This window comes from Exiguobacterium sp. s193, from assembly GCF_018618755.1.
GTDB lineage: Bacteria > Bacillota > Bacilli > Exiguobacteriales > Exiguobacteriaceae > Exiguobacterium_A.
The window spans coordinates 1-22,671 of the sequence record NZ_JACSMR010000002.1; the positions used below are offsets into that span (position 1 = coordinate 1).

19 protein-coding genes, 15 tRNA genes and 2 rRNA genes are annotated in these 22,671 nt (G+C 45.9%); 29 read left to right on the forward strand and 7 right to left on the reverse strand.

What is annotated here, in order from left to right; all coding sequences use genetic code 11:
• The 21 genes from KNQ04_RS03635 to KNQ04_RS03735 all read left to right on the forward strand — a co-directional run.
• Positions 1 to 86 (forward strand): 23S ribosomal RNA (locus tag KNQ04_RS03635); the annotation flags it as partial.
• A 93-nt stretch (positions 87 to 179) separates the two neighbouring features.
• A 5S ribosomal RNA gene (gene rrf / locus KNQ04_RS03640) occupies positions 180 to 295 on the forward strand.
• Between the two features lie 6 nt (positions 296 to 301).
• Positions 302 to 376 (forward strand) — tRNA-Asn (locus tag KNQ04_RS03645).
• 26 nt (positions 377 to 402) lie between these two features.
• Positions 403 to 493, forward strand: a tRNA-Ser gene (locus KNQ04_RS03650).
• Positions 494 to 520: 27 nt separating this feature from the next.
• A tRNA-Glu gene (locus KNQ04_RS03655) sits at positions 521 to 595 on the forward strand.
• A gap of 10 nt (positions 596 to 605) precedes the next feature.
• A tRNA-Met gene (locus KNQ04_RS03660) sits at positions 606 to 679 on the forward strand.
• An 8-nt stretch (positions 680 to 687) separates the two neighbouring features.
• A tRNA-Asp gene (locus KNQ04_RS03665) sits at positions 688 to 763 on the forward strand.
• A gap of 7 nt (positions 764 to 770) precedes the next feature.
• Positions 771 to 843 (forward strand) — tRNA-Phe (locus KNQ04_RS03670).
• Between the two features lie 36 nt (positions 844 to 879).
• A tRNA-Tyr gene (locus tag KNQ04_RS03675) sits at positions 880 to 963 on the forward strand.
• 4 nt (positions 964 to 967) lie between these two features.
• Positions 968 to 1,038, forward strand: a tRNA-Trp gene (locus tag KNQ04_RS03680).
• 9 nt (positions 1,039 to 1,047) lie between these two features.
• Positions 1,048 to 1,120 (forward strand) — tRNA-His (locus KNQ04_RS03685).
• A gap of 10 nt (positions 1,121 to 1,130) precedes the next feature.
• A tRNA-Gln gene (locus tag KNQ04_RS03690) sits at positions 1,131 to 1,202 on the forward strand.
• A gap of 8 nt (positions 1,203 to 1,210) precedes the next feature.
• Positions 1,211 to 1,285, forward strand: a tRNA-Gly gene (locus tag KNQ04_RS03695).
• A 6-nt stretch (positions 1,286 to 1,291) separates the two neighbouring features.
• Positions 1,292 to 1,365 (forward strand) — tRNA-Cys (locus KNQ04_RS03700).
• 35 nt (positions 1,366 to 1,400) lie between these two features.
• Positions 1,401 to 1,481, forward strand: a tRNA-Leu gene (locus KNQ04_RS03705).
• Positions 1,482 to 1,485: 4 nt separating this feature from the next.
• A tRNA-Gly gene (locus KNQ04_RS03710) sits at positions 1,486 to 1,556 on the forward strand.
• 32 nt (positions 1,557 to 1,588) lie between these two features.
• A tRNA-Gly gene (locus KNQ04_RS03715) sits at positions 1,589 to 1,659 on the forward strand.
• Positions 1,660 to 1,742: 83 nt separating this feature from the next.
• Positions 1,743 to 2,888: a tRNA epoxyqueuosine(34) reductase QueG gene (gene queG / locus KNQ04_RS03720; RefSeq protein WP_214847418.1), complete on the forward strand. Its 1,146-nt coding sequence runs from the start codon at positions 1,743 to 1,745 to the stop codon at positions 2,886 to 2,888.
• On the forward strand, positions 2,878 to 3,363 hold the full coding sequence (locus KNQ04_RS15735; protein ID WP_214847420.1) for a methylated-DNA--[protein]-cysteine S-methyltransferase: 486 nt from the start codon (positions 2,878 to 2,880) through the stop codon (positions 3,361 to 3,363). Before queG ends, KNQ04_RS15735 begins: the two co-directional genes overlap by 11 nt.
• A complete protein-coding gene (gene trmL, locus KNQ04_RS03730; protein ID WP_214847422.1) occupies positions 3,363 to 3,836 on the forward strand; it encodes a tRNA (uridine(34)/cytosine(34)/5-carboxymethylaminomethyluridine(34)-2'-O)-methyltransferase TrmL in 474 nt (157 codons plus the stop codon). The genes KNQ04_RS15735 and trmL overlap by 1 nt, the downstream gene beginning before the upstream one ends.
• Before the next feature lie 245 nt (positions 3,837 to 4,081).
• The gene (locus KNQ04_RS03735; RefSeq protein WP_214847424.1) at positions 4,082 to 4,648 is read left to right on the forward strand and encodes a DUF5366 family protein; all 567 of its coding nucleotides are present in this window, start codon (positions 4,082 to 4,084) and stop codon (positions 4,646 to 4,648) included.
• Between the two features lies 1 nt (position 4,649).
• Here KNQ04_RS03735 and KNQ04_RS03740 read toward each other — a convergent pair whose 3' ends face one another.
• The gene (locus KNQ04_RS03740) at positions 4,650 to 6,425 is read right to left on the reverse strand and encodes a transglycosylase domain-containing protein (RefSeq protein WP_214847425.1); all 1,776 of its coding nucleotides are present in this window, start codon (positions 6,423 to 6,425) and stop codon (positions 4,650 to 4,652) included.
• 208 nt (positions 6,426 to 6,633) lie between these two features.
• Between KNQ04_RS03740 and KNQ04_RS03745 the strand changes: the two genes are divergently transcribed.
• Genes KNQ04_RS03745 through KNQ04_RS03760 form a run of 4 tightly spaced genes read left to right on the forward strand, consistent with a single transcriptional unit; the run spans position 6,634 to position 12,825 of the window.
• Positions 6,634 to 7,794, forward strand: coding sequence for a glucose-1-phosphate adenylyltransferase (locus KNQ04_RS03745; RefSeq protein WP_214847426.1), 1,161 nt, complete (start codon positions 6,634 to 6,636; stop codon positions 7,792 to 7,794).
• Positions 7,795 to 7,807: 13 nt separating this feature from the next.
• A complete protein-coding gene (gene glgD / locus KNQ04_RS03750; RefSeq protein ID WP_214847427.1) occupies positions 7,808 to 8,908 on the forward strand; it encodes a glucose-1-phosphate adenylyltransferase subunit GlgD in 1,101 nt (366 codons plus the stop codon).
• 13 nt (positions 8,909 to 8,921) lie between these two features.
• A complete protein-coding gene (gene glgA / locus KNQ04_RS03755) occupies positions 8,922 to 10,373 on the forward strand; it encodes a glycogen synthase GlgA (protein WP_214847428.1) in 1,452 nt (483 codons plus the stop codon).
• A 28-nt stretch (positions 10,374 to 10,401) separates the two neighbouring features.
• Positions 10,402 to 12,825, forward strand: a complete 2,424-nt coding sequence (locus KNQ04_RS03760; RefSeq protein ID WP_214847429.1) for a glycogen/starch/alpha-glucan phosphorylase — start codon at positions 10,402 to 10,404, stop codon at positions 12,823 to 12,825.
• A gap of 37 nt (positions 12,826 to 12,862) precedes the next feature.
• On the opposite strand, the gene KNQ04_RS03765 is transcribed toward KNQ04_RS03760, so the two are convergent.
• Complete coding sequence (locus KNQ04_RS03765; protein ID WP_251136875.1) at positions 12,863 to 13,675, reverse strand: sulfurtransferase; 813 nt, start codon at positions 13,673 to 13,675, stop codon at positions 12,863 to 12,865.
• Positions 13,676 to 13,766: 91 nt separating this feature from the next.
• On the opposite strand from KNQ04_RS03765, the gene KNQ04_RS03770 reads away from it, so the two are divergent.
• Together KNQ04_RS03770 and KNQ04_RS03775 are read left to right on the forward strand one after the other, a co-directional pair.
• Positions 13,767 to 15,503 carry a phospho-sugar mutase gene (locus KNQ04_RS03770; RefSeq protein ID WP_214847431.1) on the forward strand — a complete coding sequence of 579 codons (1,737 nt, stop codon included), beginning with the start codon at positions 13,767 to 13,769 and terminating at the stop codon, positions 15,501 to 15,503.
• Between the two features lie 147 nt (positions 15,504 to 15,650).
• Entirely contained in the window at positions 15,651 to 16,547 is an 897-nt protein-coding gene (locus KNQ04_RS03775; protein WP_214847432.1) for an aldo/keto reductase, read from the forward strand.
• A 405-nt stretch (positions 16,548 to 16,952) separates the two neighbouring features.
• On the opposite strand, the gene KNQ04_RS03780 is transcribed toward KNQ04_RS03775, so the two are convergent.
• The 5 genes from KNQ04_RS03780 to KNQ04_RS03800 all read right to left on the reverse strand — a co-directional run bounded on the left by KNQ04_RS03780 (position 16,953) and on the right by KNQ04_RS03800 (position 20,913).
• Complete coding sequence (locus KNQ04_RS03780; protein ID WP_014969669.1) at positions 16,953 to 17,141, reverse strand: hypothetical protein; 189 nt, start codon at positions 17,139 to 17,141, stop codon at positions 16,953 to 16,955.
• Between the two features lie 142 nt (positions 17,142 to 17,283).
• The gene (locus tag KNQ04_RS03785; protein ID WP_214847433.1) at positions 17,284 to 17,934 is read right to left on the reverse strand and encodes an amino acid ABC transporter permease; all 651 of its coding nucleotides are present in this window, start codon (positions 17,932 to 17,934) and stop codon (positions 17,284 to 17,286) included.
• Entirely contained in the window at positions 17,931 to 18,692 is a 762-nt protein-coding gene (locus tag KNQ04_RS03790; RefSeq protein WP_214847434.1) for a transporter substrate-binding domain-containing protein, read from the reverse strand. The genes KNQ04_RS03785 and KNQ04_RS03790 overlap by 4 nt, the downstream gene beginning before the upstream one ends.
• Positions 18,693 to 18,853: 161 nt before the next feature.
• Positions 18,854 to 19,960 carry an ABC transporter ATP-binding protein gene (locus tag KNQ04_RS03795; RefSeq protein ID WP_214847435.1) on the reverse strand — a complete coding sequence of 369 codons (1,107 nt, stop codon included), beginning with the start codon at positions 19,958 to 19,960 and terminating at the stop codon, positions 18,854 to 18,856.
• A gap of 119 nt (positions 19,961 to 20,079) precedes the next feature.
• Positions 20,080 to 20,913, reverse strand: coding sequence for a PucR family transcriptional regulator (locus tag KNQ04_RS03800; RefSeq protein ID WP_214847436.1), 834 nt, complete (start codon positions 20,911 to 20,913; stop codon positions 20,080 to 20,082).
• 73 nt (positions 20,914 to 20,986) lie between these two features.
• Between KNQ04_RS03800 and KNQ04_RS03805 the strand changes: the two genes are divergently transcribed.
• Positions 20,987 to 22,123: a DUF445 domain-containing protein gene (locus KNQ04_RS03805; RefSeq protein ID WP_214847437.1), complete on the forward strand. Its 1,137-nt coding sequence runs from the start codon at positions 20,987 to 20,989 to the stop codon at positions 22,121 to 22,123.
• Between the two features lie 19 nt (positions 22,124 to 22,142).
• Positions 22,143 to 22,520, forward strand: a complete 378-nt coding sequence (locus KNQ04_RS03810; protein WP_214847438.1) for a YlbF/YmcA family competence regulator — start codon at positions 22,143 to 22,145, stop codon at positions 22,518 to 22,520.
• The last annotated feature ends 151 nt before the right edge of the window (positions 22,521 to 22,671 follow it).

Consider the following 22,671-nt stretch of genomic DNA (forward strand, 5'->3'; position numbering starts at 1 on the left):
CAGAGACGATGAGGTAGATAGGTCACGGGTGGAAGCATGGTGACATGCGGAGCTGAGTGATACTAATCGGTCGAGGCCTTGTTCTAGCAGATGATTGTTGATGACTTCAGTTTTGAGGGCGCGAGCCTTTCAAAAAAAGTGCTTGACGTTATGGAAACATAATGTTAAGATAATAGATGTCTGGTGGCGATAGCCAAGTGGTCACACCCGTTCCCATGCCGAACACGGAAGTTAAGCACTTGAACGCCGAAAGTAGTTGGGGGCTTCCCCCTGTGAGGATAGGACGCTGCCAGGCGATCGTTCCGCAATAGCTCAGTGGTAGAGCAACCGGCTGTTAACCGGTAGGTCGTAGGTTCAAATCCTACTTGCGGAGCCATTTACAACTTCTTCACCACGTTCACTGGAGAGCTGTCCGAGTGGCCGAAGGAGCACGATTGGAAATCGTGTAGGCGTCACAAGCGTCTCAAGGGTTCGAATCCCTTGCTCTCCGCCATAATTACACATTTTTAATTCCTAAGATGGCCCGTTGGTCAAGCGGTTAAGACACCGCCCTTTCACGGCGGTAACACGGGTTCGATTCCCGTACGGGTCACCATTTTTATCATCGCGGGGTGGAGCAGTCTGGTAGCTCGTTGGGCTCATAACCCAAAGGTCGTCGGTTCAAATCCGGCCCCCGCAATTACATACGGTCCTGTGGTGTAGCGGTTAACATGCCTGCCTGTCACGCAGGAGATCGCGGGTTCGAATCCCGTCAGGACCGCCATTGTTAAGGCTTTGTAGCTCAGTCGGTAGAGCAGAGGACTGAAAATCCTCGTGTCGGCGGTTCGATTCCGTCCAAAGCCACCTTTTATAAAAGAATGAAGTTGATTTCCCATTTGTGGGGGGGTAGCGAAGTGGCTAAACGCGGCGGACTGTAAATCCGCTCCCTCGGGTTCGGCGGTTCGAATCCGCCCCCCCCCACCACCATAGGGGCATAGTTTAGCGGTAGAACTACGGTCTCCAAAACCGTCAGCGCGGGTTCGATTCCTGCTGCCCCTGTTTATTATGGCGATTGTGGCGAAGTGGTTAACGCACCGGATTGTGATTCCGGCATTCGTGGGTTCAATTCCCATCAGTCGCCCTCTTATTATTGGGCTGTAGCCAAGTGGTAAGGCACTGGATTTTGATTCCAGCACGCGAAGGTTCGATCCCTTCCAGCCCAGCTTTTCAAGCGGAAGTAGTTCAGTGGTAGAATACGACCTTGCCAAGGTCGGGGTCGCGGGTTCGAATCCCGTCTTCCGCTCCAACGAGTGGCGCCATAGCCAAGTGGTAAGGCAGAGGACTGCAACTCCTCTATCGTCAGTTCGATTCTGACTGGCGCCTCCAATTAGTTTTAATTCAATAATTTTGCAAGAGATTGTGCCGGTGTGGCGGAACTGGTAGACGCGCACGACTCAAAATCGTGTTCCTTTGGAGTGTCGGTTCGATTCCGACCACCGGTATCTTGCGGGTGTAGTTTAGTGGTAAAACCTCAGCCTTCCAAGCTGATGATGAGGGTTCGATTCCCTTCACCCGCTTTTACCTTTTCACAATCTTAGTTTTAACCCATGCGGGTGTAGTTTAGTGGTAAAACCTCAGCCTTCCAAGCTGATGATGAGGGTTCGATTCCCTTCACCCGCTTACTTAAAAAGAGCAACGTGTCGTTTTCATCTGACACATTGCTCTTTTTGTTTAGGAGAGAATGATGAAAGGAGAAATCTGTCATGCGAGGAGAACAACTTAAAGAAACACTTCAAGCATATGCTTCAGAAATTGGAATTGATGTGTTTCGGGTGACGACAGCTGATCCGTTTTTAACGATGAAGCAGCGATTGATTGATCAACAGAATAAAAATTATGCATCTGGTTTTGAAGAACCGGATCTCGAAAAACGAACAACTCCAAAACTTTTGTTAGATGATGCTGTATCAATCATTGCAATCGCAGTTGCTTATCCAAGCAAGTTAACGGATGCACCACGTGGGAAAGCAGGGGAGCGACGTGGGATTTTCGGTCGCTCTTCCTGGGGGCTTGATTATCATCAGGCACTGAACCAACGACTCCAACTATTAGAGAAGAAAATCGAAGAATTATCGCCCGGGGCAAAAACACGTTCGATGGTCGATACGGGTGAACTCGTCGATCGCGCCGTCGCGGAACGGGCAGGGGTTGGTTTTAGCGGAAAGAATTGTTCGATCATTAGCGAAGAACATGGTTCTTATCTTTATCTCGGTGAATTGATCACAGATCTTTATTTACCTCCCGACCAAGCGGTTGAAGAACTTTGCGGAACGTGTAACAAGTGTATGGATGCCTGCCCGACGGATGCATTAGTCGAACCCGGCGTGATTGATGCGAAACGTTGCATCTCCTTCATCACCCAGACGAAAACGTTGATTCCGGAGGATTTCCGTTACGCATTAGGAAATCGTTTATACGGTTGTGATACGTGTCAGCAAGTCTGTCCTTACAATCGAAAAAAACATGCGACACAACATGCTGAATTGCAGCCGGACCCGGAACAAGTCAAACCGTTATTGATTCCGATCCTGTCTCTGAGCAACCGTGAGTTCAAAGCGAAATTCGGCTCGCTTTCAGGAGCATGGCGGGGGAAAAAGCCAATCCAGCGAAATGCGATTTGTGCGCTTGTGCACTATCAAGACAAGTCGGCACTCGATGCGCTACGTGTGATGGCTGAAAGCGACCAAAGGGATGACATGCGCGCCCTTGCCTTATGGGCGATTGGACGAATTGCCGGTAACGTTGAAAGTAGCTACATTGAAGCACGACTAGCGGTCGATGCAGCAGAGGATGTCCAGACGGAAGGCGAGCGCCTGTTGCTCGAATGGGGTGAATCCAATGCCGTATAAACAGATGTCCTATTCGTTCGGAGAATTACTGGTTGCTTGGGAGGAAGAGACGGTTGTCTATTTGGATTTTGGTCTGAGTGTTGAGCGTGCGATGGACTATTTGACTGAGAGTAGCCGCTATGAAGCACCACTCCCGCCTCATCTCAGACAGGCGTTTGAAGCGTATGAGAAGCATCAAGCGGACGCGTTCGACCAGGTTCAATGTCGACTCGACGTGACTGACTTTCAACGACGTGTCTTGACAAGTCTAAGAACCATTCCATTCGGGAAAACGGCAAGTTATGGGACACTCGCTAAAATGATTGGTTCTGAAAAAGCTGCACGGGCCGTCGGCGGAGCACTGAATCGAAATCCGATTGCCTTGATTTATCCATGTCACCGGATTATTGGAGCGTCAGGGAAGCTGACAGGGTTCGCTAGCGGAATCGATCATAAACAAGCGCTACTTGCGCATGAGACAGGAGAGAGAAGATAATGGCTATTCATGTTGTGATGTATCAACCAGAGATTCCTCAAAATACAGGAAATATCTCAAGAACGTGTGCCGCGACACATTCCGTTCTTCATTTAATCCGTCCGTTAGGTTTTTCGACGGATGATAAGCAGTTGAAACGGGCAGGACTCGACTACTGGGAGTTCGTTGATGTGAGATATCATGATTCGCTCGAAGAATTATGGAGCAAACATCCGGAAGGTAAATTTTATTACATTACGAAGTACGGAGAACAGTATCCGAGTCAAATCGATTTATCTGACGTCGAAGAAGATTATTTCTTTGTATTCGGTCGTGAAACAAAAGGGTTACCGCTTGAGGTCATCGATCAAAATGCCGATCGTTGTATCCGGCTACCCCAGTCAAATTTAGTGCGTTCGTTAAATGTTTCAAATACGGCAGCAATCATCGTGTATGAAGCATTACGGCAACAAGGCTATGCTGGCCTGCTCTGAATAATAAAAAGCCCTGAGCTGCCATTATCGGCGCGTCAGGGCTTTTTATTATTCGTTACCTTCAGGTTTTTTGTTGTAGCCTGCAGTGAAAATCGCTGTCAAGAAAGCGAGACTCACACCAACCATTAAAATAAATGCCATTTTTGCTTCCCCCTTCAGTCTCAATAACCGATATAATCTATTATAGTATACCTGTAAGTGAAATTGTGTGCTACATATGAATTTTCTATGAATGGAGATTAGAAATGCGGACGAATGTTTATCTGTTAAGTTATGCCCCTCTGATTAGCATCTTGTTGTTTAGTACGTCGCTTGCGATCGCGACATCTGAGTTAGCGCTCTCTTGGCTGAAGGATGTTGGTGTATATAATGAATTGTTACAAATTTTGAGCGCTCGTGACACTAAATTATTAGTGTGGCTCGGTTTTTTAATTGTCTATTTCATGATTTTTAGTACACTCAAATTGATTTCCGATACAGTCAATCAGCTTGGTTTCGCTTTCTTCATCAAGGAGCAGGTCGGGACGACGCTCAGTATGTTACGCCCCGGAAGCATCTTGATGTTAGTCGGTGGATGTATCAGTTTTGCCTTCATGACGTCGTTTCCGCTTGTTTGTCTTGTCTTAGCGAGTTCCTTCGTGATTTATTTCTTCTTTTATACCTTCCAAATCAGTAAGATGACGACAGCAGCTGGAGCAGTCGGCTTAATCATCTTTCTCTGTCTTGCCTGGGGGACCTTACTTGCAGGCTTAGCCTGGGTTGGATTGACGTTATTCAATTCGCTTGGTGAAGCGATTTTGTTCCCGAAGTAACTTAACGTAGAATGGTCGCCCATGTCCGTACCTGAAGTGTCGAATTGGCTTCGACTGGAAACGGACGTGGGATATCTGCGCCTAACCAAATCCCACCGATTTTTTGATTTTTGATTCCGACGAACCACATATCTTTATTATCATTTGTCGTACCTGTTTTCCCACCGATGTAGCTTGGTTTCGCATCATAGCCGAGGCGTCCTGTTCCATAGGTCATGACATTGGTCATGCCTTTTCGCAACAGTTGATTCGTCCGGCTTGACCAAATGCGGTCATTTTTAATCGTATGACGATAAAAAGGTCCTTCTGTCAAGGTGATCGTCCGTACCGGCGAGGCCGGGCTATAGAGTCCGTCATTGACAAGTGTCGTGTAGGCATTCGTTAACTCATATGGACTTACACCATATTTTAATCCCCCTAATGCACTGGAATAGGAGTTATCAGCTTTTGTCCATTGACTGAAAGCGAACGGGCGGATTGTTTTCAAACCTTCTGCGAACGACACGGAAAATGCCCGGAGTGCGGGTGTGTTGTAAGAGTAGGCAATCGCATCGGCAATCGTCACGTCTTTTAAAATCCGGTTTCCGCTGTTCTCAGGACAATACCCGTCGAAGCAGACAGGTCGACCGTCAAGGGGACTACTCAATGTTGCCTTTGTTTTTTCGAGATATGGGCCATAGACGAGTAAGGGTTTTAATGTCGATCCCGGCTGACGGAACGATTGTGTCGCCCGATTGAACTGACCGGTTAAGTTCGCTTTATGTCCGACGATTGCCGTCACGCCACGTGTCCGACCGTCAATTCCGACATAGGCACCTTCGATGTCTTGTGGTAAACGTTGAATGGCTTGTTTCGCCCGTGTCTGTTCTACAGGATCTAAATAAGTCGCTATCGTCGCACCGTGTTGATGAAGGTATTGTGTCGCCTCTTCATAATCGATGTTTTTGATAGTTGCTGTTTGGCGTACGGCTTCCTTGATGCTCGCATCGATGTAATCCGGGTAGGGAATGACCGGTTTATTAAAAGAGACGGACACTTTTTTGGTTTGAGCCTGTTTTGGTAACGCCTGTTTACTCGCTAAGATTTTTAAGATCCGTTGCTGCCGTTTTTCAGTATTTTTCGGTTGACGGAGTGGATCATACAGCGATGGATTATTCGGAATCGCAGCTAGGTAGCTCACTTCGGACCAAGATAAGTCTTGCGCCTGTTTTCCGAGATAAGCGGAAGCAGCAAGATTGATGCCATAGATATTATTGGCGAAGTATGCTTGATTGACGTACGCCGTCAAAAGCTCTTTTTTTGAATATTTTTGTTCTAAAGAGATGGCAATTAAAATTTCTTTTATTTTTCTAGTATATGTTTTTTCGTTTGAAAGATACGTCATGCGGGCAAGTTGTTGAGTGATTGTACTGCCGCCTTGCCCTTTTTGGTCAGTCGACTGATTTTCAGTGAACGCACGAAGAATTCCTGTAATATCATAACCAGCATGTTGATAAAATCGCTGATCCTCGATGGCGATGAACGTCTGTTCGATTTTTTTAGGAAGGGCACTCGCTGACAAGTCATTTCGGCGTAACCCATCGTAGAGTTCAACTTGTTTTTTTCCGTATGTGACGGTAATGGGTTGATAAGACGTTAATGGCTGACGCGTTGTCTGTACGTCGGCCCAGGTAAAGAGTTTTCGGGACACCTGGAGTTGATCGCTAACTGAGAACAACGTCAAGAGTAAACACACGGTAAGTCCAAGTAATAAAAGATAGCCAGTCGTAATTCTCATGAAAACTCCTCTCAAATCGACATTTCATTCCTATTATCGGTCTCTTTTGAGGAAAGGAATAGAATTTTTTTCAGTATTTCGTATTTTAATAAACCTATTTTGCAGGAATGTTATATTAAAAAGAGAAAAGGTGGGTATATAAGAGTATCTGTATAAAACAAACCATGGTCTAAGTGTAAAAAAAAGAGCATATACTGGAGGGGACGAAATGGCTAAAAAGAATGTCGTAGCGATGTTGCTTGCTGGCGGAGAAGGTAAACGTCTAGGAGCACTTACGAAACATACTGCAAAACCAGCAGTCGCGTTTGGAGGAAAATACCGGATCATCGATTTCCCGTTGTCGAACTGTACGAACTCAGGAATCGATACGGTCGGTGTCTTGACACAATATGAACCGTTAGAACTGAATCGTTATCTAGGAATCGGGAGCGCTTGGGACTTAGATCGTCGAAACGGTGGATTAACGATTTTACCTCCGTACCAAGCACAAAACGGTAAGAACTGGTATGAAGGAACGGCGAACGCGATTTACCGGAACATGAGTTACATTAACCAATTTGATCCAAACTATGTCCTTGTCCTATCCGGAGACCATATTTATAAAATGGATTATGAAAAAATGATTGAAGAACATCGTCAAGGTGGAGCGGACGTAACGATTTCGGTTCGTGAAGTCCCATGGGAAGAAGCACCACGCTTCGGAATCCTGAATACAGATGACGATCTTCGAATCAATGAGTTCGAAGAAAAACCAGAAAATCCAAAATCGAACTTGGCTTCGATGGGAATCTACGTCTTTAACTGGGATGTGCTCAAGCGTCACTTGATTCAAGATGCGGGCGATGCCGAGTCGAGCTTTGATTTCGGGAAAAATATCATTCCGAACATGTTATTTGAGAACTTAAATATTCGTGCTTATAAATTTAAAGGCTACTGGAAAGACGTTGGTACGATTCAATCATTATGGGAAGCAAATATGGATTTACTTGAAGCAGATCCAGAGTTTGATTTGTACGAACCATCATGGAAAGTCCATTCCGTCAACCCGAACCAGCAACCACAATACATCGGGAACAATGCGACGATCGAAACATCGATCATCAATGAAGGGTGCCACATCGAGGGAGAAATCAATCACTCCGTTCTTTTCTATGGCGTTGATGTCGCGGAAGGGGCACTCGTCAAAGACTCTGTCATTTTCCCGAACGTTAAGATTGGGAAAGATGTCACGATTCATCGGGCGATTTTAGCAGACGGCGTCGTCGTCGAAGATGGAGCGACAATCGGTACACCGGGTGGCGAAGTGTTCGTCATCGAAGCAAATAGTGTCATCAAGAAAAATGAAGTCGTAAAAGAAGCGATTCAATAAGGGGGAACTACGGATGAAAGCAGATTTATTAGGCGTCATCAATCTAAGTGGCGAAGAAGGGTTCTTTAAAGAACTGACAGAACATCGAAATCTAGCTGCGGTTCCATTCGCCGGACGGTATCGGTTGATTGATTTCACATTGACGAACATGGTCCAAAATGAAATCGCAAACATCGGTGTCTTCACACTCGAGAAATACCGGGCGATGATGGACCACCTCGGTTCGGGAAAAGAGTGGGATCTTGACCGTTCAAACGGTGGACTTTACATCTTCCCGCCAGCGTTGTCGCAAGACGCACATGAATTCCGGGGCGACTTGTCAAACTTCCATCTGCACCGCGACTTCTTCTTGCGCAGTAAAGAAAATTACGTCGTGATCTCTGGTTCAAACATTCTATCGGCGGTCGATTACCGCGATGTATTACGTGAGCACAAAGCGTCCAATGCAGATATCACCGTCGTCTATACGAAACGTGATTTACCATGTAAATATTGCCGTCCGATTCGTTTTGGCGACCAAAACCGTGTGACGGCAATCGGGTCACGTGGATATGAACCATCAGACGAAACATTTTATATGGAGACGGTCGTCCTCTCGAAAAATTTATTCGTTCGTCTCGTTGACGAAGCAGTTGGTCGTGGCGAGTATGACTTGCTGCAAAGCATCATTCGTTCACAGCTGAACCGTCTGCATGTTCATGGATATGAATACGAAGGGACGTCGCAGGTCATTCATTCACTCCGGTCTTATTACCGGGAAAGCATGCTGTTGCTCGAGCAATGGGGTGCAATCAATGACTTCCAGCATGTCTACACGAAGATTAAGCATGAGCCACCAACACGTTATTTACCTGGTTCGACAATCAAGAACTCACTTGTTGCGAATGGCTGTAAGCTAGAGGGAACAACAAAAGACAGCATTTTATTCCGCGGTGTGAAAGTCGGAAAGCATGCACGGGTCAAAAATTCGATTATCATGCAAAAATCGGTCATCGAAGAAGGGGCAGTCGTCGAATATGCCATCCTTGATAAAGAGGTTACCGTCAAGCGTGGGCAAGTGATTCGGGGTACGGCTGAAGAACCAATCGTCATCAAAAAACAAACAATCGTTTAAAGGGGATGTCATCATGAAGGTATGGTTTGCTGCCACAGAAGCGACACCCTTCATCAAGACAGGGGGGCTAGCTGACGTCGTCGGCTCGCTCCCTTTAGCGCTTGCTGAAGAAGGTGCGGAAGTATCCGTTATTTTACCGAACTATGGTCAAATTAAAGAACAATTTAAGTCGGAAATGGAGTTTTTATTCGATTTCATCATTCCAGTCGGCTGGCGGCAACAGTTTGGTGCTGTCTTACGCCTAAAACAGGATGGGGTCACGTTTTATTTCATTGATAACGAATATTACTTCAAACGTGACGGCATCATTTACGGTCATTACGATGACGCGGAACGTTTTGCATACTTTTCACGGGCCGTCCTTGAGATGATTCAGCATATCGACCGTGCGGAAGTACCGGATGTCATCCACTGTCATGATTGGCAGACTGGTGTCATTCCGGCATTCTTACGGATTCATTACCAGCATCTCGAGCGTTATCAAGAAATCAAGACTGTCTTTACGATCCACAATTTGCAGTACCAAGGGATTTTCCCTGAAGAAGTCCTCGGTGACTTGCTAGGTCTCAGTCATGAACACTTCACGATGGATGGGCTCGCACATAATGGACTCGTCAACTACATGAAGGCAGGACTCGTTCATGCCAATCAAATCACGACAGTCAGTCCGTCGTATCGTGATGAAATCATGGATCCTTATTATGGTGAAAGTCTGGAACCGGTCTTACAGCATCGTGCCGTCGACGTCCGTGGTATTCTGAATGGGATTGATTACCGCCAATTCGATCCAGCGACCGATCAGCATCTCGTTGAGAACTATGATCTCGAGACGGCGGAAGAAGGAAAAGCGATTAACAAGGCGGCTTTACAAAAAGAGTTAGGATTGCCGGTCAATCCAGAAGTTCCCTTGTTCGGATTCGTCTCACGTCTCGTCGATCAAAAAGGAATCGATTTGCTTGCCCATATCTTACCGGAACTGTTTGAACTCGATGCCCAGTTCATCATTTTAGGTTCAGGAGAAGCAGAGTATGAAGGCTTATTCCACCATGCGACAACGATCCGTCCTGATAAAGTGGCGTCGTATATTGGTTTTGATGTCGGACTGGCACAACGGATCTATGCAGGTAGTGACGCCTTTTTGATGCCGTCACGATTTGAACCATGTGGTCTCAGTCAATTGATTTCGATGAAGTACGGTTCGCTCCCTGTCGTTCGTGAAACAGGCGGATTACGTGACACCGTCACGCCGTTTAATCAGTTCACATTAGAGGGGAATGGCTTCTCGTTCTCGAATTATAATGCACATGAGTTCCTTGACGCGATCAAGCGGACGATTGAGGTCTATCAAGATAAACCCGTCTTTAAGCATCTGATTGAGACCGCGATGCAAGAAGATTTTAGTTGGATTCGCTCAGCCGATGAATATTTAGCACTCTATCATCTCATCGCACCGTCTGTTGACTGATTGAGATTAAGAGAAATGAGGTCATGGAATGTTTAAAGATAAAGAGAAGTTCAAGGAGAGGTTTAACGAACGTTTTGTTTCGATGCATGGGAAAGCGTTAAGCGATGCAACGGAGAATGACGTCTATCAGACACTTGCCTACATGGTCCGGGAATACGTCACCTCGGACTGGATGCATACAAAAGAAACGTACATTCATAAAAAGAGTAAACAAGTCTATTATTTTTCGCTCGAGTTTTTACTCGGACGTTTTCTATATAACAACTTGCTGAATCTAGATGTCCTCGAAGATGTCCGTGCAGGTCTAGCCGAGCTTGGCTACAACTTAGCAGACCTGACGGAAGAAGAACCGGAGCCTGGACTTGGCAACGGGGGGCTAGGGCGACTAGCAGCATGTTTCCTGGATTCGTTAGCTGCACTTGGGTTACCTGGACACGGAAACGGAATTCGGTATCAGTATGGATTGTTCAAACAAAAAATCATCGATGGTTATCAAGTCGAACTCCCGGATAACTGGCTCAAGAACGGAAACATGTGGGAGATTCGTCGTCCCGACAAATCAGTCGACATTCCGTTCGGCGGACATGTCTGGCTAGAAGAAGTCGATGGGGGCTATCGTGTCCACCACGAACCGGCTGAAATCGTCCGTGCCGTCCCGTATGATATGCCAATCGTCGGGTATCAAAATGGGGTCGTCAATAATTTACGCCTGTGGAGTGCAGAATCTCCGTATGATGATGATGAACTGTTGCATCAGCACCGCGGAAATTATAAGGATTTACTTGCACACAAACAATCGATTCAAACGATTTCCGAGTTTCTTTATCCGGACGATACGACGGATGAAGGGAAGGTCCTTCGCCTGAAGCAACAATATTTCTTTGTTGCAGCCGGTTTACGCAGTATTCTATTATCACATAAAAAACGAAATGCTTCGTTTAAGCAACTGGGGAATCAAATCGCCATCCATATCAACGATACACACCCTGTCGTCGCGATTCCGGAATTGATGCGCATTCTAATCGATGAGGAAAACTATGAGTGGGAAGAAGCATGGCGCATCACGAAGAGTGTCATGTCATTTACGAACCACACGTTGCTCGCAGAAGCACTAGAGCGTTGGCCGGTCGATCTGTTCCGTAACTTATTACCACGGATTTATCAGATCGTCGAGGAAATCAACCGTCGCTTCTGTCAGGATGTCATCGATAACTATCCGCATCTTGCTTCGCATATGCAAGAAATCGCCATCATTGCGGACGGGCGGATTAACATGGCGAACTTGGCAGTTGTCGGGACACATTCGACGAACGGTGTCGCGCAAATTCATACTGAAATCTTGAAACAACGGGAGATGCGTCTGTTTTACGAAATGTTCCCGCTCCGTTTCAATAATAAAACGAACGGAATTACGCACCGTCGCTGGTTCTTGTTGTCAAACCCTAAACTCGCGAATCGTGTGACGGAAGCAATCGGCGATAGCTGGATCAATCACCCGTCGGACTTACAAAAGTTAACGAAATGGGCCGATAACGAAGAACTCCAACATGATATTGCACAAATCAAACTGGAGAGCAAACAAGAACTTGCGCAGTTGATTGAGGCAGAGACAGGAATCAGTGTTGATCCCTCTTCCATCTTTGATGTACAAGTCAAACGACTCCATGCCTATAAACGCCAGTTACTTAATGCGCTTCACATTCACTCGTTATATTATCGCCTAAAAGAAGATAAGTCCTTTAAGATGACACCACGGACCTTTATTTTCGGAGCGAAGGCAGCACCAGGCTATCATTATGCAAAAGAAGTCATTCGCTACATCAATGCGCTCGCGAAATTGATCAATTCTGATCCGGAAGTCAGCCCATACATGAAAGTCGTTTTCTTAGAAAATTACCGTGTCTCGTTAGCTGAAAAAATCTTCCCGGCGAGTGATGTCAGTGAACAGATCTCGACGGCGAGTTATGAAGCGTCCGGTACAGGGAACATGAAATTCATGATGAACGGGGCATTGACGGTCGGTACACTGGATGGGGCAAACATTGAAATCCGTGACGAAGTCGAAGACGCAAACATCTTTATCTTTGGGCTCACACCACAAGAAGTAATGAACTATAAAAAATATGGTGGTTATAATGCCTACGATCAATATAGCTCACAACCGGAGTTACGGAGAATCGTCGATAGCTTAGTGGACGGATCCTTATTCCCAGTCGGTGAGTTCCAAGCGATTTATGACTCGCTCATCACATATAACGATGAGTACTTGATTTTAAAAGACTTCCAGTCGTATCAACAAGCACAAGAACGAATCGATCGTATCTATCAGAATCCGGAGAAATGGTACCGCATGGTCATCATGAACATCGGGAAATCCGGCATCTTCTCGAGCGACCGGACGATTAAAGAATATGCGAATGCGATTTGGAACATCAAACCGGTTCAATTATGAAAAAATAAAAAAGCCTGATTGAATCAGGCTTTGAAAGTTAAGAAATATCATCTGTTTGACTAATCCAGTCACTGTAAGAACCTGCATACAGCCGGACGTCATTTTTACCGAGCGAGTGTAGTGCGAGAATGTTGACGCAAGCCGTCACACCACTACCGCAATAGAGGATTGGGGACTCTTCTTCAAGTAATGGAGCATAGAGTTCCTTTAAATCTTCTGCATCCTTCAGTCTTCCGTCAGGTGAAATCGCTTCTTCAAAAAAGCAGTTGACGGCGCCCGGAATATGACCCGCGACGGCATCAATCGTTTCATTCTGACCTTGAAACCGGTCAGGCGAACGGGAGTCGACGAGTAGCGTATCCGTCGAACGATCTTTGACTGCGTCAAAATCGACGAGCATGTCATCTCGGAAATCAGCGTCATATGTAGAAGGCGCAAAAGTTTCCAGCTCGCGAGTCATCGGATAATCAAACGCAAGATAGGATGAGAGGCCGCCTTCGAGCACGACGACACGTTCATGTCCGGCCCATTTGAAGAGCCACCATGCACGTGCTGCATAAGGAAAACCATCATCATATAAGACGATAAAGTCGTCATTTTTGATGCCGTGCGATTCTAGCGTCTTCGTCCAGTTTTCTTTCGATGGTAAAGGGTGACGTCCACCGGTAGTTGATGTAGGTCCTGATAAATCATTTGCTAAATCAAGATAATGCGCACCAGGCACATGCTGGTCCTCAAAAGCTAGACGACCATAATTCGGGTCACGTAAATCGTAGCGGCAATCGAACCAACGGATTTGATCCGAGTGGACGAGTTGTTGTAAGTCCGCCATTTGAATGGTTGGAAACATTTGAATCACCTCGACCTTTCTAGATTAATCATATGAAAGGTGACGCGTCATCGCAAGTATGACTTCGATAAATTAAAGGAGTGGAATGAATATGGCATGGAAAGAGACCTATCAAAAGTGGAACCAGTTTGAGCATTTAGAGCCTGAATTAAAAGAAGAGCTCGTCACGTTAGCCGCAGATGATAAAGCGGCGGAAGATGCTTTTTATAAAGAACTTGAGTTTGGTACAGGTGGTATGCGTGGAGAAATCGGCGTCGGTACAAACCGAATGAACGTTTACACAGTCCGTAAAGCCTCGCAAGGGTTTGCAGACTTTATCAAAAAAGCAGGAGAAGAAGCTGTTGCGCAAGGAATCGTCATCGCGCATGACTCGCGTCACTTTTCGCCAGAGTTTGCTTTAGAAGCAGCAAAAACGCTCGCAAGCAACGGAATTAAAGCATATTTATTTGATGGATTACGCCCGACACCAGAATTGTCATTTGCTGTTCGTGAGCTTCGTGCTGCAGGTGGGATCGTCATTACGGCAAGTCATAACCCACCGGAGTACAATGGGTACAAAGTATACGGGAATGATGGTGGACAACTACCGCCTAAAGAAGCAGATGACCTCGTTTCGTATGTCGATCAAGTCGAAGATGAACTATCGATTGTCCTCGAAGCAGAAGAAGTCCTTCGTGCAAACGGTCTCATCGTCCGTGTCGGAGAACAACTTGATGATGCGTATCAAGAAAAATTAAAAACGATTCGTGTGTTACCGACGATTCAAGACGAGTTGCAGGATGCACTAAAAATTGTCTACACACCACTCCACGGAACCGGCCTTGTCCCGGTTACAGTTGGATTGAAGAACTACGGGTTTGAAAACGTGACGGTCGTTGACGAACAGGCGAAACCAGATGGCGCCTTCCCAACAGTCTCGTCACCAAACCCAGAAGAGCATGCTGCGTTTGAACTCGCGATTGAATACGGAGACCGTGTCGAAGCGGATGTATTACTTGCGACAGATCCAGATGCGGACCGTGTCGGTGTCGCGACGCGCGATGCAAGTGGGGAATGGACGGTACTGACAGGAAATCAAACGGGTGCACTGTTACTCGATTATATTCTGTCGCAAAAATCAGCCCAAGGTACATTACCCGCGAACGGTTTTGTTGCGAAGACAATCGTAACATCAGAACTTGGTGCGTTGATCGCCCGTCATTACGATCTTCATGTCGAGAATACATTAACGGGCTTTAAGTTCATCGGTGAAAAGATTAAACAATATAACGCTTCAGGTGAATATGAATACTTGTTCGGTTATGAAGAGAGTTACGGTTATTTGATCGGCGATTTCTGTCGCGACAAGGATGCTGTCCAGGCGTGCTTACTCGTAGCAGAGATGGCAGCATACCACAAGAAAGAAGGACGGACGTTGTATGAGGCATTACAGGCCATTTACGAACAGTTCGGTTACTTCGAGGAATCATTACGTTCACTGACGTTAAAAGGAAAAGACGGAGTGGAACAGATTGGAAGAATCATGAATACGTTCCGTGAGAACCCACCGAAACAAGTGGCGGGAGAGAAAGTGGTCTTGTTCGAAGATTATGATGCGAGCATCGCGCATGATTTGATTCAACACAAGCCGTCACCCATTAATCTTCCGAAATCGAATGTGTTGAAATTTACGCTTGAGGACGGTTCTTGGTTCTGTCTCCGACCATCAGGAACGGAGCCGAAAATTAAGTTTTACTTCAGTGTGACATCACCGGATGCGGCAGATACGACACGTAAACGTCAAATGATAGAAGATGAAGTGATGCAAGAAGTGGAACAAATTCAGTAAGACAAGTTGACTACTGATCATAAAGGCACGAGTACCGGACAGGTATCTCGTGCCTTTTTGTGAAAAGCGAAATCCGTGCAACCGGTACCAACTTCCTGTAAAGTTAAATAGGACAGAAAAAGCACGAGATCGAAAGGATGAATTGGAATGGAACGAATTCAACTAACAGAAGAGTTGTCATTTTCGCGTGTGATTCATGGATTATGGCGATTGAATGAATGGAACATGACGGCAGAAGAACGCCTTGCTTTAATTGAGCAATGTCTAGCACTTGGAATCACGACGTTTGACCATGCGGACATCTACGGGGATTATACGAATGAAGGTTTGTTCGGTGAAGCCTTGGCGTTAAAACCAGAATTGCGTGAACGAATGGAGATTGTCACAAAAACGGGGATTAAGATGAAAGGGAACTACTATTCCGATCAAAACCTTTCATTCTACGATACAACAAAAGAACATATCATCGACCATGCGACACGTTCATTAAAGGAACTTGGTGTCGAATATATCGATACGTTATTGATTCACCGCCCGGATCCATTGATGGATCCAAATGAAATTGCCGAAGCATTCGTTGAATTAAAAGAATCGGGTAAAGTGCGGACGTTCGGTTTATCAAATCATACACCGGCCCAACAAAGTTTAATTCAATCTCGTCTACCATTCATGCTCGTGACGAATCAATTAGAGCTTTCAGTCGCTGAACTGAAACATTTCGAAGATGGATCGGTCGATCTTTGCCATGAAAACGAAATGCCGCTTATGGCATGGAGCCCGCTTGCCGGTGGACGGTTGTTCAAGGAAGAAGCATACAGCGCCTTACGCGACAAGCTCGAGGAAATCGGGAAACAAATTGGAGCAAGTGACATCGATGAAGTCGCCTATGCGTGGCTCTTGAAACACCCGGCACGGATCATGCCGATTGTAGGTTCAGGGAAAATTGAACGGATTGAATCTGCGGTCAATGCGACTCGTTTGACGTTATCACGTGAACAGTGGTTCGAAATCCTAAAAGCTTCTCGTGGACGTGACGTTGATTAAAAAATAGCCTTCGGGCTATTTTCAGCGTCTAGCCAAAGTAACATAGGGTGAGAGAAAAGCTTATCCCTTTTCCGTTGCAGTCCTCGGGCGAGGGGCAAGCCGTTGCTCCTTGATCCTAGCGGACAACGAGCAGGGTCTTGCCTACCTCTGACAGTGCGTTAAAAAACGCACTTTTTCCCGTAGGAGCCAACGGAAAAGTGACGCTTTTAAGACGAGGCGAGACAGGGAAGAATCATATCGGTTTGAACTACCCCCACCTACGCTTTGCTAAGAAGTGGGCGTATTATCGTCTAATTTTGATAAATCCTTCATTAGAGTTTGTCCATAACCTAAAATAGCCTTCGGGCTATTTTTTTGCGCAAAAAACCCCATCTCAAGGGGGAGGTGAGATGGGTATCTATAGGGTCAAGCTTCTAAACGAAGCATCTCCTGGCGATATTTATCTAGACGTTCTTTACTAGCGACTACGGCAGCTTGATCACTGACCTGGATGGCATCAAAGAGAGTGCTGAGTTCATAATCAATCTCGAGGCGTAGCACTGGAATCCGCTGTTCTGCATCTTGTCTACGGAAAGCTTCAATTACTTGTTTCATCTTGGCCACGCTCCTTTTAAAGTTATCAGATAATTCTGATTTTTTATTAGTATACTTGATTATTCCCGAGTTGCCTAGTATTAAACCTAAAAAAAAGCAAAAAAAAGACTTGGAATGTGCAATCATTCCAAGTCGGTAATGTTTAATCCGGAATGCTAAAACGCATTTCTAGACGATGTTGTAACATCTGTACGAGCGTCGACATGATCCAGTAAATCGCTGCCGAGAACAGCAGGAGTGGCATGACGAGATACGTCGTAGCAGAGATTTGATCGGACACATACGTCAATTCCTCGACGGCAACAATCGTCCCGAGCGACGTCGACTTGATGATGTCGATGACGGAGTTCGAAAGCGGCGGAATGGCGCGTGACAAGGCTTGTGGAAGAATGACATCCTTAAACGTTTTCCGACGCGGAATCCCGAGTGAGTCGGCAGCTTCCCATTGACCACGATCGACCGAGGCGATTGCGGCGCGGAATGACTCTGAGATATAAGCGGAGAAGTGGAGTGAGAGTCCGAAGGCAAGGGCCTGGAACCCTGACAACTGTAACGCGACGAGCCCGTTATATAAAATCAAGATTTGTAACAGTAAAGGTGTTCCACGGAAGAACGAGACATACAATCGGGCGAAACCGCTAAAGACGGCGAAGCGGCTATCGCGCATGACCGCAAGAATCAATCCGAGGAAAAGCGCAAAGACGATGGCAAATCCACTTGCAAGAAGTGTAATGCCAATCGCCTCTCCGTAGACGTTCGCGTTATCGCGAACAATCGTGAACAATTCCGTCACTGACTGATGTCCTCGTCAAAATATTTTTTACCGATGTCTGCAAGTGTGCCGTCTTTTTTCATTTCTGTAAGTGCTTTATTGAAGTCTGCTGCATACTTACTGTCTTTACGCATCATGAAACCAGATTCATTCTTATCGAATGTTTCACCAACTGCTTTGACTTTGTATCCCGCTTTTTTGAGTTCTGTCAAAACGAACAGACGATCGTTCATCGCGGCGTCGACACGTCCTGCTTCAAGATCTTTCAAGACTTGGTTGGCACCTTTATAGTATTTTACTTTTGCGCCAGCATCTTCTGCTGTCTTTGCATAAAGTGATCCTTGTGTCGAACCGACCGTTTTGCCTTTTAAGTCGTCAAGTGTTTTGATATCGTCCGTTTTTTCATTGACGATGATCGTTGATCCGGAAACCGTGTACGGGTCAGAGAATGCATATTTCTCTTTCCGCTCATCTGTAATTCCCATTTGGTTCGCAATGACATCGATTCGTTTCGAATCGAGCGCTGGGATGAGTCCTTTAAAGTCCATCGCTTTATAGTCGACTTTATAACCGGCACGTTTAGCGACTTCATTCATGACATCGATGTCATAACCTGTGAGTTTGCCTTTTTCTTTATACGTAAATGGTGGGTATGTCGCTTCCGTACCGACCGTAATCATCTTGCTGTCTTTGCTTGCTTCTTCATTAGAAGCGCCGCACGCTGCTAACACCCCCGCCGTTGATAGTGCTGCTACTGCTAGCTTTAGTCCGTGTTTCATAGCGCTCTCTCCTTTAAATAATAAATGATTTCAATTCCTAGTTTTCGAATAGGATTAATTTAAGACTACAAGCAGTATCATACAAAGTTACAGGATCCTCTGTCAATAAAAAAGACTGCCCACGAATGGGCAGTCTTTGAAAAGTAAACATTCAGTTGAAATTAACGGATTGTCGCTTCGGTTGCAGCATCGAAGAAATGTGCTTTTGTCATGTCGAAGAAGAGGTCGAGGTTTGATCCCATCTCGACGTGTGAGCGTGAGTCGACACGTGCTGTGAAGGCTTGGTCGCCTACTTTTGAGTAGAGGTATGATTCTGCCCCCATCAATTCAGAAACTTCGATATGCGCAGGGAAACGGTGCGCTGTTTTTGTGTCTTGATAAATCAACTCAGCATGAATGTCTTCCGGACGAATCCCGAGGACGAGGTCTTTACTTGTATAACCACGTTCACGGAGAACTTTCATTTTGCCTTCAGGGACTTCGAACTTCTCATCCGTTCCTGTAACATGGAAAAGTCCATCGTCAGCAAGTTTTCCTGTTAAGAAGTTCATCGAAGGTGATCCGATGAATCCCGCGACGAACATGTTGTCTGGGTGATCGTATACTTCTTTAGGAGAACCGACTTGTTGAATGAGCCCGGCTTTCATGATGACGATACGCGTCGCAAGCGTCATCGCTTCTGTTTGGTCATGGGTAACATAAATTGTCGTTGTTTCAAGACGTTTATGAAGTTGGATGATTTCTTTACGCATCTGAACACGCAGTTTTGCGTCCAAGTTCGAGAGGGGTTCATCCATCAGGAAGACTTTTGCATCACGAACGATGGCACGGCCGATGGCAACACGTTGACGTTGTCCACCTGATAATGCTTTTGGTTTCCGCTCGAGGTACTCTTCAAGTCCAAGGATGCGTGCCGCATTGTCGACGCGCTGTTTGATTTCATCTTTCGGGAACTTACGTAGCTTGAGCCCGAATGCCATGTTGTCAAACACGTTCATGTGCGGGTAGAGTGCGTAGTTTTGGAAAACCATCGCGATATCGCGGTCTTTCGGCGCGACGTCATTCATCCGTTTCCCATCGATGATGAAATCTCCGCCTGAGATTTCTTCGAGTCCGGCAATCATCCGAAGTGTTGTTGATTTACCACAACCTGATGGTCCGACGAAAACGATGAATTCTTTATCTTGGATGTGAAGGTTAAAGTCGTCAACGGCCTTTGCTGAGCCGGAATAAATTTTATCGATATGTTCAAGACGAATATCTGCCATGTGTATATCCTCCTAGTAATGTGATCGGGTAATGTAACGCTTACAATCCTTAGTATAGAAGAAAAAGGATCAACTGAACATGGACAACATGACGAAATGCAACCGTTTTCATTTGGGCACTATGCCAGGAGTAACAACGTGTAGAGGAAGGCTGCCCCTTCAAACGATCGAATATCAATTTCTGTCTGTTCGGTTAAGCGGTCAAGCCGGTACTGAAGGCTATTGCGATGCAGGAATAAATGTTTTGCCGTTAAGGAAACGTTCAGATTGGCACGACAAAAAGCATCAATCGTCTCCCTTGATTCGGGTTCGAGTGGACCGATGAAGCGACTCGTCAATTCGTCACGGACCGGTTGTGATAAGAGCGCGAGTCGTGTCACGGCCGGAAGAAAACGTTCGACGCGGGATAGCGGAAGATGACGTAAGGCTGCTTGTTCGAGTCGGAATTGTGTTGCGATGTCCCCGTGCGACCGGCGTTGACCGATCAAGACTTTTCCGTTCGTTAAAAAATCAGATTGGAGTGCTGTGAACAAGTCGTTTAAGTCATGTTCACTGACTAATTCGTCGCGCTCAATAACGAGTAAACGATTTGTTGTTAATGGGACAAAGATACTCGCAGCCTCAAAAAAGGAAGTTAATAAATTCTCGAGATCTTCCGTTATCCGTTCATCGAGTTGATCAAACAAAAAGTGAATCATTCGGAATGGTTCGCTTTCCTCAGCTACTGGCAATTCGAGTCGTTGACGCCAATACGTCAGGTCGGTTGAAATGGAAGTGACGACACGTTCTGCGATTAAATTCAATAAGTCGAGTTCACGTCCGGTCAGGGCAGAACTTTCGATTCCGAAGCGGAGTCCATCTGCTAGCTGATATACGCTATAATTATCCATGCAGTACACCGTGGGGTCTGTCGATAACTGATCTTTAAACAAGGAAGTCAATTGTTGTAACACGTTACATCTCTCCTACATAACAAGTGATACTCAGACTTTACCACAATACTAAATTCGGAAGGAACGATGATCTATGCAAATCGAACTAATCACCATCTTAAAAATCATCGGGATGATTGCCATAGGGGCAATGATTGGTGCGGTCACGAATCACCTGGCGATTCGGATGTTATTTCGACCACTCGAAGCGAAATATATCGGAAAATACCGTATTCCTTTTACACCAGGTCTCATCCCGAAACGGCGAGATGAGTTAGCAGCAAATCTTGGACGGACCGTCGTCAAGCACTTAGTGACACCAGGAGGAATCGGGAAACGTCTGCGGCAACCTGCGATGCATGAGGCGGTAACGGGACTTGTGACGACTGAAATTATGAAATGGCTTCATTCGGACGTGACGGTCCGGACAGTAGTGTCCCGGTTTATCGAGCAGCCGGAACAAAAGATGCGTGACAAAATAGGCGATACGCTCGAGCACGAACTGACTGATATGATGTCAGGGTTAAAACGATCGACGATTGAAGAAGTCGTCGGTGAGGCGGGTGTTGGTAAAATCAAGACGGTCATTCCGGAAATCGTAGATGCCTTATTAAAACAAACAGATGTTTATTTTGATAGTCCGGAAGGGAAGATGCAATTAGAGGAGACGACCGCGCGGTTCATCCAAGGAAAACTTGGAGGCGGGATGTTCGGGATGTTACTTGCAAATATCAATTTGGTGGAAATGATTCAACCGGAAATCAAACGGGTATTACAAGGAGAGTCGACACGTCGATTCATCACACAGATGGTGGATCAAGAAATCGGACAAGTAATGAATCGTCCGATTCATACACTCTTGGACGAGACGATCGAACAACAAGTAATCGAACGTATCAAATCTGAAATTCTGAACCGGATTCCTTTGACGCAGGCGTTAGATTTACCGTTGCACCACTACTTGAGCCGATTCGAAGAGAAAATCCGTTCAGAGTTTGTTCCCCTGATCGTGGATCGGTTGATTGAGCAATCTGCGAACCATGCAGAACGTATCATGATGACACTCGATATCGAGTCGATTGTTCGGGATGAAGTTGATTTACTGGATACACAGTATCTCGAAGAAATCGTCTTATCGATTTCACGGAAAGAATTTCGGGCTATCACTTGGCTCGGGGGACTATTAGGTGGTTTAATTGGAATGATACAAGCAATCCTGGTGATTGCTTAACTAAATTGGGGGTTTTAAAATGTCTGAAACAAATTTGTATGACCACGCGTATACGCTCGAACGTGCACTTCGTGAAACAGCAGAGTATACGACGCTAAAAGACCTGTACACACAAGTGAACGCGGATCCAGAATCAAACGAACTGTTTGCTTCATTCCGGAACGTTCAATTGGAACTTCAACAAAAGCAAATGCAAGGTGAAGAAATTACACCTGAAGATATGGCATCGGCACAGGCGAAAATGCTGGAAGTGCAAAACAATTCGCTGATCAACCAGCTGATGCAAGAAGAGCAACGGATGCACACGATGTTGACAGAAGTCACACAAATCATCATGAAGCCGCTTGAAGAGCTGTATGCACCGATGATGGAACAAAATCAAGACGACGTTCAGTAAGAAGTACAAAGAGCCCCGGATCACGTCCGGGGCTCTTTGCGTGTAGACAAACTCTTATGAAGCGTGAAGAGAGACAATCCGGTCGCGCTTCCCTGTCTCGCCTCGTCTTCAAAGCGGCAATCTTCCGCGCCGCTACAGCAAAGCTGCAGGA